8 protein-coding genes are annotated in these 12,735 nt (G+C 73.3%); 6 read left to right on the top strand and 2 right to left on the bottom strand.

Annotated features, from left to right (window positions below; genetic code table 11):
* Positions 1 to 109 precede the first annotated feature (109 nt).
* Both ACFW9D_RS34485 and ACFW9D_RS34480 read left to right on the top strand, forming a co-directional pair.
* A complete protein-coding gene (locus tag ACFW9D_RS34485; protein ID WP_384628686.1) occupies positions 110 to 1,783 on the top strand; it encodes a thiamine pyrophosphate-binding protein in 1,674 nt (557 codons plus the stop codon).
* 14 nt (positions 1,784 to 1,797) lie between these two features.
* Positions 1,798 to 2,622 (top strand): nitrilase-related carbon-nitrogen hydrolase, encoded by an 825-nt coding sequence (locus ACFW9D_RS34480; RefSeq protein WP_384628683.1) that lies wholly within the window; start codon positions 1,798 to 1,800, stop codon positions 2,620 to 2,622.
* Between the two features lie 15 nt (positions 2,623 to 2,637).
* Here the strand turns inward: ACFW9D_RS34480 and ACFW9D_RS34475 are convergent, their stop codons facing one another.
* A complete protein-coding gene (locus ACFW9D_RS34475; protein ID WP_384628680.1) occupies positions 2,638 to 3,111 on the bottom strand; it encodes a hypothetical protein in 474 nt (157 codons plus the stop codon).
* Between the two features lie 82 nt (positions 3,112 to 3,193).
* Here ACFW9D_RS34475 and ACFW9D_RS34470 point away from each other — a divergent pair, with 82 nt between their 5' ends.
* Positions 3,194 to 5,845, top strand: coding sequence for a tetratricopeptide repeat protein (locus ACFW9D_RS34470; RefSeq protein ID WP_384628678.1), 2,652 nt, complete (start codon positions 3,194 to 3,196; stop codon positions 5,843 to 5,845).
* Here the strand turns inward: ACFW9D_RS34470 and ACFW9D_RS34465 are convergent.
* Positions 5,808 to 6,599 carry an endonuclease I family protein gene (locus ACFW9D_RS34465; RefSeq protein ID WP_384628675.1) on the bottom strand — a complete coding sequence of 264 codons (792 nt, stop codon included), beginning with the start codon at positions 6,597 to 6,599 and terminating at the stop codon, positions 5,808 to 5,810. The genes ACFW9D_RS34470 and ACFW9D_RS34465 overlap by 38 nt on opposite strands.
* A 246-nt stretch (positions 6,600 to 6,845) precedes the next feature.
* Between ACFW9D_RS34465 and ACFW9D_RS34460 the strand changes: the two genes are divergently transcribed.
* The 3 genes from ACFW9D_RS34460 (at position 6,846) to ACFW9D_RS34450 (ending at position 12,650) form a co-directional block, all read left to right on the top strand.
* The gene (locus tag ACFW9D_RS34460) at positions 6,846 to 10,583 is read left to right on the top strand and encodes an ABC transporter ATP-binding protein (RefSeq protein WP_384628672.1); all 3,738 of its coding nucleotides are present in this window, start codon (positions 6,846 to 6,848) and stop codon (positions 10,581 to 10,583) included.
* A 208-nt stretch (positions 10,584 to 10,791) separates the two neighbouring features.
* Positions 10,792 to 11,121 carry a hypothetical protein gene (locus ACFW9D_RS34455; protein ID WP_223206429.1) on the top strand — a complete coding sequence of 110 codons (330 nt, stop codon included), beginning with the start codon at positions 10,792 to 10,794 and terminating at the stop codon, positions 11,119 to 11,121.
* A gap of 116 nt (positions 11,122 to 11,237) precedes the next feature.
* The gene (locus ACFW9D_RS34450) at positions 11,238 to 12,650 is read left to right on the top strand and encodes a S28 family serine protease (protein ID WP_384628670.1); all 1,413 of its coding nucleotides are present in this window, start codon (positions 11,238 to 11,240) and stop codon (positions 12,648 to 12,650) included.
* The last annotated feature ends 85 nt before the right edge of the window (positions 12,651 to 12,735 follow it).

Here is a 12,735-nt window from a genome sequence, read left to right as displayed (position 1 = left end):
GCCTCCAGGGGCGCGGGGAACTGCGCGACCAGCCCCCACCGGCCCGCAGCCGCGACTCGACCCACCCCCCTACGGCGAGCCGGCGCAGACCCGAACCCGCGGAGGCGGAATGACGCACGACCACGACCTGGAACTGACGCCCACCGCCGCGCAGACCGAGGCCGCGCTCAACCCACCCGAAGGACGCAACGGCGGCGACCTCGTCGTCGAGACGCTGCACGGCCTCGGCGCGTCCACCGTGTTCGGCCTGCCGGGGCAGCACGCCCTCGGCATGTTCGACGCGCTGCGCCGCTCCGACCTGCGCTACGTCGGACTCCGCATCGAGAACAACGCGGGGTTCGCGGCCGACGCGTACGGCCGGATCACCGGCGAGGTGGCCCCACTGCTGCTCTCGACCGGCCCCGGCGCGCTCATGTCGCTCGCCGCGCTCCAGGAGGCGGCAGCCGCCTCCGCGCCCGTGCTCGCCATCGGCAGCCAGGTGCCCGTCGCCGGGCTCGGCGGCGGCCGCCACGGCTATCTGCACGAGCTGCGCGACCAGCAGGGCTCCTTCCGGGACGTGGTCAAGTCCGTCCACACCGTCCGCACCGCCTCCCAGATCCCGTCGGCCATCGCCGCGGCCTGGGAGTCCGCGCTGACCGCTCCGCACGGCCCGGTCTGGGTCGAGATCCCGCAGGACGTGCTCCTCGCCCCGACGACGCTGCCCGTCGTCACCGCGATGGACGCCACGCCCCGCGACCTGGTGCCCCGCCCCGAGCTGACCGCCGTCGCCGCCGACCTCCTCGCGAAGGCGGAGCGCCCGGCGATCATCGCGGGCGGCGGCGTCGTCCGCTCCGACGCGGCGGGCAAGCTGCGCGCGCTCGCCGAGCGGATCGACGCCCCCGTCGTCACCACCTTCGGCGGCAAGGGCGCCTTCCCCTGGGAGCACCCGCTGTCCCTCCAGTCCTGGCTGGAGGACCGTCACACCACCGACTTCCTGGAGGACGCCGACGTCCTGCTCGTCGTCGGCTCAGGACTGGGTGAACTCTCCTCGAACTACCACACGTTCGCCCCGCGCGGCCGCGTCATCCAGATCGAGGCCGACGCGGGCAAGCTGGAGTCCAACCACCCCGCGCTCGGCATCCACGCCGACGCCCGCCTCGCCCTCCAGGCCCTCGCCGAGACGGTCCCGGAGCGCACCGACCCCACGGCGCCCGCCCGGGTCGCGGCGGTCCTGAACGCCGTACGCGAACGGATCGACGCACAGGAACTGACCCTGGAACAGCAGGTGTTGAGGTCGGTCCGGGAAGCGCTCCCGGCCGGCTCGCCCTCCTTCTGGGACATGACGATCCTCGCCTACTGGGCCTGGTCCGCCTGGCCCGGAGCCATGCACTCCGCGCAGGGCGCGGGCGGCCTCGGCTACGGCTTCCCCGCGGCGCTCGGCGCGGCCGTCGCCGACCCCACCCGGCCCGTGCTCGCCGTCTCCGGCGACGGCGGCGCCCTGTACTCGATCGCCGAGCTCGCCACCGCCCGCCAGCACGACCTCGACGTCACCTGGCTGATCGTCGACGACGGCGGCTACGGCATCCTGCGCGAGTACATGACCGACGCCTTCGGCCAGGCCACCGCCACCGAGCTGAGCCGCCCCGACTACGTGGCCCTCGCCGAGTCCTTCGGCGTCCCGGCCGTCCGTACGAGCCCCGGGACGCTCCGCGACGACCTGGCGAAGGCCCTGTCCGCGCCGGGCCCGCACGTGGTGGTGCTCCCGGCCCTGCTCCGCATGTTCGCCCCGACGCACCTGGGATGATGGAGAACTCTGTGATGACGACGACCGTGGCCTGCGCCCAGCTCGCCCTCCATGTGGGAGACGTGGCGGCCAACCTGGCCGCCGCCGAGGAGGCGATCGAGGCCGCCGCGAACGCGGGCGCCCGCGTCGTCGTCCTCCCCGAACTCACCAACAGCGGCTACGTCTTCGAGTCCCCGGCGGAGGCCCGCGCCCTCGCCGAGCCCGTCGACGGCCCGACCGTCGCCGCCTGGTCCGCCGCCGCCCGCCGCCACGGCGTGACCCTGGTCGCGGGCCTCGCGGAGCTCGACGAGGACGACCAGGTGCGCAACTCGGCCGTCGTCATCGACCCCACCGGCGCCGTCCGCGCTGTCTACCGCAAGGCCCATCTCTTCGGCACGGAGAAGGAGTTCTTCGTCCCCGGCGACGAGCGTCCGCCCGTCGTCGACATCGACGGCGTCGGCCGGGTCGGCGTCATGGTCTGCTACGACCTCGAGTTCCCCGAGTGGGTCCGCCTCGCCGCCCTGGCCGGCACCGACCTCCTCTGCGCCCCGGTCAACTGGCCCCTCTTCCCCCGCCCCGAGGGCGAGCGCCCCGCCGAGGCCGTCCGCGTCCAGGCCGACGCCGCCGTCAACCGCATGTACGTGGCCGCCTGCGACCGGGCCGGCGACGAGCGCGGAGTCCGCTGGACCGGCGGCTCGATCATCACCGACCCCGACGGCTTCCCCCTGGCCGGCCGCACCCCCACCGACGGCCCCACCCTCCTCCTCGCCTCCTGCGACCTCCCCCAGTCCCGCGACAAGCGCCTCGGCGCCCACAACGACGTGTTCGGAGACCGGCGGCCGGAGCTGTACGGCGACTGAGCCCGCCGGCCCGCGCTACTCCGTGCGCGGCAGCCCCAGGGCGTACAGGTCGAGGGAGCCGACGCCCGGCTTCTCGTTCCAGATCTGGTAGGTCAGGGCGGAGGGGGACGGGAGGCGCAGCGCGTCGCGCAGGCCGGTGACGGCCATGCCGGCCAGGGCCCGGTACTCGGCCGTGGTCGCCAGGACGAGTTCGAACTGCCAGTTGCGGCTGGAGTCGTCGGCGTCCGGGTCCCGCCAGCCGGCGGCCCTGATCAGCCGGGCGCCCTCCTCGCCCGCGCGGACGGCGGGGTCGAGGTAGGAGTCGCCGACCAGCTCGGCGTAGGTGCGCTCCTCCTCCCGCACGAACTGCACGAAGCGGTTGTGGCCGCTGTCCGCGGTCTCCCGGATCACCACGACACTCCCGTCGGGCAGATCGACCAGCTCCTCGGCCAGACCGGTCGTGAATTTCTCCCAGGCGTTCCCGGCGTCGTGCGGGTTCTTGTCGTTCATCGCTGCGCGTCCCCGTTCGGTGGTCGTGGGTGTGGTGGCGGTCGCATCCGTCCTTGTCGGTGCCACGATCTACGATCCCGGGATGGAGACCCCGACCGGGTACGGATTCTTCGTGCCTCCGCAGCCGAGAACCCCGCGTGGCGTCGACCGGTGGCAGCGCGCCGCGTATCACCTGGGGCTGCTCCGCTGGGCGGCTTCGCTGCTGCCCGACGGGGAACGGGCGCGCGCCGACGCCGAGTTGGACGCCAGCGCGGTCGCCAGTACGGCGACCGTGTACGACCCGCCGCCCGCGCTGTTCCGCTCCTGCGACGAGGGGCTGCTCCCCCTCTTCCGCGAGGCGGCGGGCGTGAGGTCCTGCGACAGGCTGCTCGCCCGGACCGCCCTGGACTGGGACGCGTGGGCGGCCGCCCACGCGCGCGAGCCCTTCACCTCGGAGCAGGCGCGCGCCCTGATCGCCCGGCACGACTGCCCCGACGACCTCACCGCCGCACTGCTCGTCCCTTTCGACCTGAAGGTGGCCAACCGGCTCGGGGCCCGCTTCGCGGCCGTGCCGGGGAGCGCCGTGCACTGGGACGGGCGGCGCCAGTGGAACAGGCCGCGGCGGGATCCCGTCGTGCCGTTCCGTGAACTGCCCGACCGTGTCCGGCAGTTGCTGCTGCCGCACGTCTCCGATCTGCGGACCACGCTCCAGCGTCACCTGCTGACGCCGGACGGCGCGCGGGAGGTGGTGGCCGCGACGCACCGCCTGGACCGGCTGGTGGCGGCCGTGGACACCGCGGCGCCCCGGCACCACACGCGCGTCCTGGCGTTCTGGGAGGCGTTCGGCGCCGGACTGCGGGAGGCACTGGGGGAGGACCGGCGGGCGTGGCGGGCGGCCGCGGCCGCCGGGCGCGCGGCCCGCCACGAGGGCAGTCCGGGCGAGTTCGTCGAGGGGCTCGGCGCGTACGACCCTGCCGCCGACCTCGACCTGCGGGTGCTGGCCCAGGCGCCGCCGCGCGTCCTCGCCGACCTCGTGGCCGCCCTGGACGACGACGCCCTGGAACGGTCGGCCGCACGCTGCGTCGGCCCCGACGGCGTCCGCACCGGAGACGTCCTCCTGCGGCACGCCCTGGCGCGGCTCGAACGGGCCGGTGCCGCTCCGCGCCCGCCCTTCGCGCGCTGGGCCCACGTGGTCCGGGGCCGGCGCGGCCCCGAAGCCGCCGTCGCCGCCTGGCTGTTCGGCCAGGACCCGTACCGGGACGACTACCTGCTGGGCCTCGCGCGCACCCGGCAGGACCTGCGCCGCGCCCTGGCCGCCCGCCTCCCGGCGCGTGAGCCCACCGGGGGCCTGGCCGGGGAACTGCGCGCCGCCGGTGACGCGGTCGAGGCCCAGCTCGTCCTGGACGCCTGGAGCGCCCGGGAGGGCACCGCCGCGGAGGCGACCCCGTGGGCCCTGCTCGTCGCGGCCCACGCCGCCCGACCGCTTCCGGAGCCCGTGCTGTGGGTCCTCGCCTCCCGCCCCGGTTTCCCCCCGGAGCTGGGCGAGGCGCTGCTCGGCGACCCGGACGCCCTGGCGGCGCAGGGGCCCGACGCCGCCCGCCTGGTGCTCGCCCGCCTGTCGGATCCCGCGTCCGCCCGCACCTGGGCCTACTACAGCGCGGCGCGCGGACTGATCCACACCGTCCGCTCGGCGGGCGTGCTCGACGACGCCGAGGTGCTCGCCGCGGCCCGGCCCGCGAGCACCGCCCTGCTCTACGGCCGCGACCAGGCGCCCGCCGTCCGGGACGAGGACACCTGGCGGACGTCCTGCGCCGAGCTCCTCACCGGCGTCGCGCGCCGCTTCGGCCCCGGCTTCTGGGAGCAACTGGCCGGCCGCCTGCCCCACTTCGAGGGCAGCCTGGCCGAGCTCGTCGCCCTGCCGCGCGGGCACGTCCCCGCCGGCTGGGGCCCGCTGCGGCGCGGGGTGGAGGAGGCGGGCGGGGCCGACGACGATCACCCGGTGCACGGTCAGCTCGAACGCTTCGAGGAGCGGCTGCGCGCGGCCGTCGTCCACCTGCGGCCCGACGCGGAGGACCCGGCGGCCCTCGGGTTCCCCGACCGGGAGACGGCGCTGCGCTGGCTGGACGCGGAGACAGCCGGACTCCTGGACGCCGCCCGCGTCGCGAGTGTGCTGCGCCCCTCCTTCGCTATCGAACTGCCCCGCCTCCTGGACCGCTATCTGGTCTCCGTGTCCGACCGCACGGACGAACTGGCCGAGCTGGCGGAGCTCGCGGCGCGGACCGCCACCCGGACCGGCGACCGGCACGGCGAGGCCGTCGCCCAGGGGGCCCTGGGTGTGGCCCTGGTCCACCTGCGCCGCTACGAGGAGGCCGTCACCGCCAACGAACGGGCCCGCGCCCTGATGCGCGAGACCGGCGACCACGACCGCGAGGGCCGCACCGGACGCAACCTGGGCGCCGCCCTGCGCCGGCTCGGCCGGTACACGGAGGCCGCCGAGGCGTACGTGCGGGCCCGCGAGGCGTTCCGCGCGGCCGCTGTCCCCGCCCGTGAGGCCGTCGTCACCCGCGACCTGGCCCGCACGCTGGCCGACCTCGGCCGGAAGGAGGACGCGGCCGCCGCCCTGCGCGAGGCGATCGCGCTGTTCGACGGCGGCGGCCGCAGGTCCGACGCGGCCGCCGCCCGGCGCGAACTCGACGGCCTTACCGGTCCCGGTGGTCCTAGTAGACCGACTCGACCCACTCCGGGTGGTCGATGAACGGGTTCCGGTTGTGCTGGTAGGTCGTGTAGATGACCTCGTTGCGGTTCTTCTCGAAGGCGTCCGGCGGGTCCTCGGCGCTCCACTTCTTCAGGACGGCGAGCTTGCCGATGTAGGGCGCGCTGCCGTTGTCCACGGACTCGTTGGGCTCCAGGTCGGCGAAGGCGTCGTCGCCCTCGTAGCGCACGGCCATGTAGAGGATCATGCGGGCGACGTCGCCCTTGACGGCGTCGCGCGGTTCGAAGGAGTCCGCGTCGGTGAGGCTGCCGCCGCCGTTCGGCACGGCGCTGCCGCCCTCGTCGAAGTCCTTGTTCCCGCGGATGGAGTTGACCGTCACGTCCTCGGGGCGCAGGTGGTGCAGGTCGGTGCCGGGGCCGGTGGTGGTGCCGAAGTCGCCGTGGGACTTGGCCCAGACGTGCTCCCGGTTCCAGTCGCCGGTGTTGCCGCCGTTGAGCGACTTGGCGCGGGAGACCCCGCTGTAGATCAGGATCACGTTGTTGCTGTTGTTCGGATCCTGGTCGGTGGTCTTCAGCGCGTTCCAGACTCCGTCGTAGGAGAGCTTGGTCTGCTTGCTGATGATCGTGTGCAGGGCGGACTTGAGCTCGGGGCCGGTCTTGCCGAGCGCGTCCTGGTAGTAGGTGTCGTCGTACGCGGTGGAGGCGTTCGCCGTGGCCGCGGTGGTCGTCGGCAGGGTCACTGCGGCGAGCACGGCGGCCGCCGCGAGGGCCAGTGTGCGTATGCGCGTTCCGGGCATGTGGGGTGTCCGTCCGTTCTACGCGGGTTGACTGCGGTCATCCGGAGCGTGACATGAACACGTAGAGAATGGGTGAACGAGACGGGGTGATCGTGTGCAGTCAAAACCACGGGCCGGGTGCCGCCGGGCCCCGCCGGGCCCCGTCCGCCCGCGCCGGATTGTTGCGCCGGGATGAAATCGCCCGCCCCCCTTGTTGGCCCTTCGGCAGATCAGGACATGGAACGAGGCAGTGGGAGGCGGCGCGCAGTGGCGCAGGAACGGGGCTGGGCGGGGAGACTCGCGGGATACGCGTGGCGGTATCCCAAGGACGTCGTGCTCGCACTCGGCGCGTCGCTCGGCGGCATGGCCGTCATGGCCCTGGTCCCGCTGATCACCAAGGTCATCATCGACGACGTGGTGGGCGACCACACCCGCTCCATGGGCGTGTGGGCCGGCCTGCTGATCGGCTCGGCCGTCGTCGTCTACGTCCTCACCTACGTCCGCCGCTACTACGGCGGCCGGCTCGCCCTCGACGTCCAGCACGACCTGCGCACCGAGATGTACGGGACGATCACCCGGCTCGACGGGCGGCGCCAGGACGAGCTGTCCACGGGCCAGGTCGTCGGCCGCGCCACCAGCGACCTCCAGCTCATCCAGGGCCTGCTGTTCATGCTCCCGATGACCATCGGGAACGTCCTGCTCTTCCTGATCTCCCTCGTGATCATGGCGTGGCTGTCGCTGCCGCTGACCCTCGTCGCCCTGGCCGTCGCCCCCGCCCTGTGGTTCATCGCCAAGCGCAGCCGCTCCCGCCTCCACCCCGCCACCTGGTACGCGCAGGCGCAGGCCGCCGCCGTCGCCGGGGTCGTCGACGGGGCCGTCAGCGGCGTCCGCGTCGTGAAGGGCTTCGGGCAGGAGGACCAGGAGACCGGGAAGCTGCGCGAGGTCGGCCGCAAGCTGTTCGCCGGACGGTTGCGCACGATCCGGATGAACGCCAAGTTCACCCCCGCCCTCCAGGCCGTCCCCGCGCTCGGTCAGGTCGCCATGCTGGCCCTCGGCGGCTGGCTCGCCGTGCGCGGCCAGGTCACCCTCGGCACCTTCGTCGCCTTCTCCAGCTACCTGGCCCAGCTCGTCGGCCCGGTCCGCATGCTCGCCGTCGTCCTCACCGTCGGCCAGCAGGCCCGCGCCGGTGTGGAGCGCGTCCTGGAGCTCATCGACACCGAGCCGTCGATCGAGGACGGCCGCAAGGAGCTGCCCGCCGACGCGCCCGCGACCGTCGAGTTCGACGACGTCTCCTTCGGCTACGCCGACGCCGAGCGGAAGGTCCTCGACGGCCTCTCCTTCGAGATCCGGGCCGGCGAGACGCTCGCCGTCGTCGGCTCCTCCGGCTCCGGCAAGTCCACCGTCTCGCTGCTGCTGCCCCGCTTCTACGACGTCTCCGGCGGCGCCGTCCTCGTCGGCGGCCACGACGTGCGCGAGCTGACCCAGTCCTCGCTGCGCGCCGCGATCGGCCTCGTCCCCGAGGACTCCTTCCTCTTCTCCGACAGCGTCCGCGCCAACATCGCGTACGGCGCCCCGGACGCCACCGACGAGCAGATCGAGGCGGCGGCGCGCACCGCGCAGGCCGACCGGTTCATCGCCGAGCTGCCCGAGGGCTACGACACCAAGGTCGGCGAGCACGGCCTGACCCTCTCCGGCGGTCAGCGCCAGCGCATCGCGCTCGCCCGCGCCATCCTCACCGACCCCCGCCTGCTGGTCCTCGACGACGCCACGTCCGCCGTCGACGCCCGCGTCGAGCACGAGATCCACGAGGCGCTCGGCCAGGTCATGGCCGGCCGCACCACCCTCCTCATCGCGCACCGCCGCTCCACCCTCGGCCTCGCCGACCGCATCGCCGTCCTCGACGACGGCCGGCTGGCCGCGATCGGCACCCACGAGGAGCTGGAGGCCGGCTCCGCGCTCTACCGCCGTCTGCTCACCGACCCCGACGAGCTGGGCGGCGTCTCGCCCGGCCACCTCACCCCGCGGGCCGACGAGGAGCCCGAGGACACCTCCGTACGGGCGGAGCTGGACGCCGAGTACGACGCCGAGCGCGGCGTCACCCCCAGGCTGTGGACGGGGGACCGGGAGCCCAAGGACCTCGCGCTCGCCGGGATGCCCGCCACGCCCGAACTGCTCGCGCAGGTCGAGGCGCTGCCCCCGGCCGCCGACACCCCCGACGTCGACGAGGCCCGCGCCGTCACCCCCGAGGACAGCTACGGACTGCGCCGCCTGCTGCGCGGCTTCGGCGCCCCGCTGCTCGTCAGCCTGGCCCTCGTCGCGGTCGACGCGGGGGTCGGCCTCGCCCTGCCCGTCCTGATCCGGCACGGCATCGACGAGGGCGTCACACAGCTCGCGCTCGGCGCGGTCTGGGCGGCGGCCGCGCTCGGCCTGGTCGCCGTGCTCGTCCAGTGGGCCGCGCAGATCGGTGAGACCCGCATGACGGGCCGCACCGGCGAGCGCGTCCTCTACTCGCTGCGACTGAAGATCTTCGCCCAGCTCCAGCGGCTCGGCCTCGATTACTACGAGCGCGAGCTGACCGGCCGGATCATGACCCGGATGACGACGGACGTCGACGCGCTGTCGACGTTCCTGCAGACCGGCCTGGTCACCGCCTTCGTCTCCGTCGTCACGTTCTTCGGCATCATGGCCGCGCTGCTCGTCATCGACGTCCAGCTGGCCCTCGTCGTGTTCGCGACGCTGCCGCCGCTGATCGTCGGCACGTTCTTCTTCCGCCGCGCCAGCGTCAAGGCGTACGAGCTGGCCCGCGAGCGGGTCTCGGCGGTCAACGCGGACCTCCAGGAGTCGGTGTCCGGACTGCGCATCGTGCAGGCCTTCCGCCGTGAGCAGGACGGCTTCGAGCGCTACGCGGCGGGCAGCGCGAGCTACCGCGAGGCCCGCATCCGCGGCCAGTTCCTGATCTCGGTCTACTTCCCGTTCGTGCAGCTGCTCTCCTCCGTGGCGGCCGCGGCCGTCCTCGTGGTGGGCGCGCACCGGGTCGACGCGACGACCCTCACCACCGGCGCGCTCGTCGCGTACCTGCTCTACATCGACCTGTTCTTCGCCCCGGTCCAGCAGCTCTCCCAGGTCTTCGACGGCTACCAGCAGGCGACCGTCTCGCTGGGCCGCATCCAGGAGCTGCTGCGCGAGCCGACCTCCACCAAGGCGGCCCACGAGCCGCTCGACGTGCTGTCGCTGCGCGGCGAGATCGCCTTCGAGGACGTCGACTTCGCGTACGGCACGGACGAGGCGGCGCTCACCGGAGTGGACCTGCGGGTCCCGGCCGGGCAGACCGTCGCGTTCGTCGGCGAGACCGGCGCGGGCAAGTCCACGCTGGTCAAGCTCGTCGCCCGGTTCTACGACCCGACCTCGGGCCGTGTCACCGTCGACGGCACCGACCTGCGCGACCTCGACCTGACCGCGTACCGGCACCGGCTCGGCGTCGTCCCGCAGGAGGCGTACCTGTTCCAGGGCACGATCCGCGACGCCATCGCGTACGGGCGGCCCGGCGCGAGCGACGCCGACGTGGAGGCGGCGGCACGCGCGGTCGGCGCGCACGAGATGATCGCGACGCTCGAAGGCGGCTATCTGCACGAGGTCGCCGAGCGCGGCCGCAATCTGTCGGCCGGTCAGCGCCAGCTGATCGCGCTGGCCCGCGCCGAACTCGTCGACCCCGACATCCTGCTGCTCGACGAGGCGACCGCCGCCCTCGACCTCGCCACCGAGGCGCAGGTCAACCAGGCGACCGACCGCCTCGCCGGCAAGCGCACCACGCTCGTCGTCGCGCACCGCCTGACGACGGCGGCCCGCGCGGACCGCGTCGTGGTGATGGACGGCGGCCGCGTCGCCGAGGACGGCACGCACGACGAGCTGCTGCGCCTGGACGGCAAGTACGCCCGCCTGTGGCGCACGTTCATCGGCGAGGACACCGACGAGGACATCGACGAGGCGGTGGCCGGCGCGTCCTGAGGGAGCCCGTCCTCGTGAGGCGCGTCCTGAAGGCGGGTGTCCTGAAGGCGCGATTCCGCAACCGTCGCCCCTGTGTCCCGCGTCCGTACATCAGTACCCTGGTGCGAACGCGACGGGAGGGGCCGCGGTGGCGAGAGGTGAGGGAGACGGCATACGCGGGGCGCGCCGCGCGGGTACGTACGCGCTGACCGTGCTCGCGGGCGCCGGAATGCTGCTGCTCGGCGGGCCGTTCGCGGGCAGCGCCCAGGCCGCCGCGCTGTGCCCCGGACACCAGGTGCGCAGTCTGTCGTTCAGTACCGGCAAGACCGTCGTCTACCGCAATCGTGACTACGTCTGCGCCGTCACCCTCGCCAAGTCCGCCGGGCCCCGCCGCAGCATGTCCGTCGGCGTCCAGGCGCGCGGCAGCCGGGCCGTCGTCGACCGCGGCGACTTCACCCACCACGCCGGTCCGGTCACCGTCCACGCCGGTCACCGCTGCGTCCGGGTGACGGGACACGTAGGCGGCAAATCCACCCGAACCGGCTGGATCCTGTGCTGAGGTCGCACCTCATCCGGTCATGACATGATCCTGAGCGAACACCAAATACCTCTGGTGGTGCAGGAATTGCTCCGATAGTTTCCGGGGCGCATCTGTGAATCTCCAGGGGAGGGTGCATGCGCACAGCGCTCAGATGGCTGCTGTCGCTCGTGGTGCTCATCGGCACCGCGAGCGCGGCCGGGATATCGACGGCGACCGCCGCCGAGGAATCCTCGGCAACGGCCGCCGCCACCGACATCAAGGACAGGCTTCTCGCCGTACCCGGCATGAGCCTGATCGAGGAGAAGCCGTACGCGGGCTACCGCTACTTCGTCCTCAACTACACGCAGCCGGTCGACCACCGGAACCCGAAGGCCGGCACCTTCCAGCAGCGCATCACCGTGCTGCACAAGGACGTCAGCCGCCCGACGGTCATGTTCACCAGCGGCTACAACGTGTCGACGAACCCGTCGCGCAGCGAGCCGACCCGGATCGTCGACGGCAACCAGGTCTCCGTGGAGTACCGCTTCTTCACGCCGTCCCGGCCGCAGCCCGCCGACTGGTCGAAGCTGAACATCTGGCAGGCCGCGAGCGACCAGCACCGCATCTTCAAGGCGCTCAAGCCGATCTACGGCCAGAACTGGCTGACGACCGGCGGCTCGAAGGGCGGCATGACCGCCACCTACTACGAGCGCTTCTACCCGCGCGACATGGACGGCGTCGTCGCCTACGTCGCCCCGAACGACGTCGTGAACAAGGAGGACTCGGCCTACGACACCTTCCTCGCGAACGTCGGCCCGAAGGACTGCCGCGTCGCCCTGCAGAAGGTGCAGCGCGAGACGCTGGTGCGCCGTGACGCGCTCGAGAAGAAGTACAAGGACTTCCTCGACGCGAACAACTACACGGTGAACACGGTCGGTTCGGTCGACAAGGCCTACGAGGCGACCGTCCTCGACCTGTTCTGGGGCTTCTGGCAGTACCAGCCCGAGTCCGCCTGCGCCGACGTCCCGGACGCCGCGACCGTCTCCGACGACGACCTGTTCAGTTACGTCGACGAGGTCGGCGGCTGGGCCTCCTACGCCGACCAGGGCCTGACCCAGTACACGCCGTACTACTACCAGGCGGGCACGCAGCTCGGCTCGCCCGACATCAAGCAGCCGTGGGTCGCCGACCTGTCCCGCTACGGCTACCAGCCGCCGCGGAACTTCGTGCCGCGCGACATCCCCATGAAGTTCGAGCCGTCCGCGATGCGCGACGTCGACAGCTGGGTGCGCCACAACGCCACCCGCATGCTGTACGTGTACGGCGACAACGACCCGTGGGGCGCCGAGCCGTTCCGCCTCGGCAAGGGCGCGCGTGACTCCTACGTGATGCACGCCCCGCACGCCAACCACGGTGCGAACGTGGCAGCCCTCGAGCCGGCCGACAAGGAGCTCGCCACGGCGCGCATCCTCGACTGGGCGGGCCTGTCCGGCACGACCGCGCTGGCCGCGCATGACCGGAAGCTCGACCGTCCCGGGGTGCAGCGCGGAATGTCCCTGCGGCCGTAGGTCGCCGGCGGCTGCGGGCCCGGTGGGGGCTGGCCGCGCAGTTCCCCGCGCCCCTGAAATGCAGACGCTGCGCGTCGCATTTCCC

The sequence above is a fragment of the Streptomyces sp. NPDC059524 genome, from assembly GCF_042749255.1.
Lineage (GTDB): Bacteria > Actinomycetota > Actinomycetes > Streptomycetales > Streptomycetaceae > Streptomyces > Streptomyces xanthii.
This window is presented reverse-complemented; position numbering and strand designations above follow the sequence as displayed.

Bases quoted from the DNA above. Each gene is read 5' to 3' on its own strand.
- ACFW9D_RS34455 (WP_223206429.1), top strand. From the start codon at position 10,792: ATGCTGCTGCTCGGCGGGCCGTTCGCGGGCAGCGCCCAGGCCGCCGCG.
- ACFW9D_RS34450 (WP_384628670.1), top strand. From the start codon at position 11,238: ATGCGCACAGCGCTCAGATGGCTGCTGTCGCTCGTGGTGCTCATCGGC.
- ACFW9D_RS34470 (WP_384628678.1), top strand. From the start codon at position 3,194: ATGGAGACCCCGACCGGGTACGGATTCTTCGTGCCTCCGCAGCCGAGA.
- ACFW9D_RS34475 (WP_384628680.1), bottom strand. From the start codon at position 3,111: ATGAACGACAAGAACCCGCACGACGCCGGGAACGCCTGGGAGAAATTC.
- ACFW9D_RS34480 (WP_384628683.1), top strand. From the start codon at position 1,798: ATGACGACGACCGTGGCCTGCGCCCAGCTCGCCCTCCATGTGGGAGAC.
- ACFW9D_RS34465 (WP_384628675.1), bottom strand. From the start codon at position 6,599: ATGCCCGGAACGCGCATACGCACACTGGCCCTCGCGGCGGCCGCCGTG.
- ACFW9D_RS34485 (WP_384628686.1), top strand. From the start codon at position 110: ATGACGCACGACCACGACCTGGAACTGACGCCCACCGCCGCGCAGACC.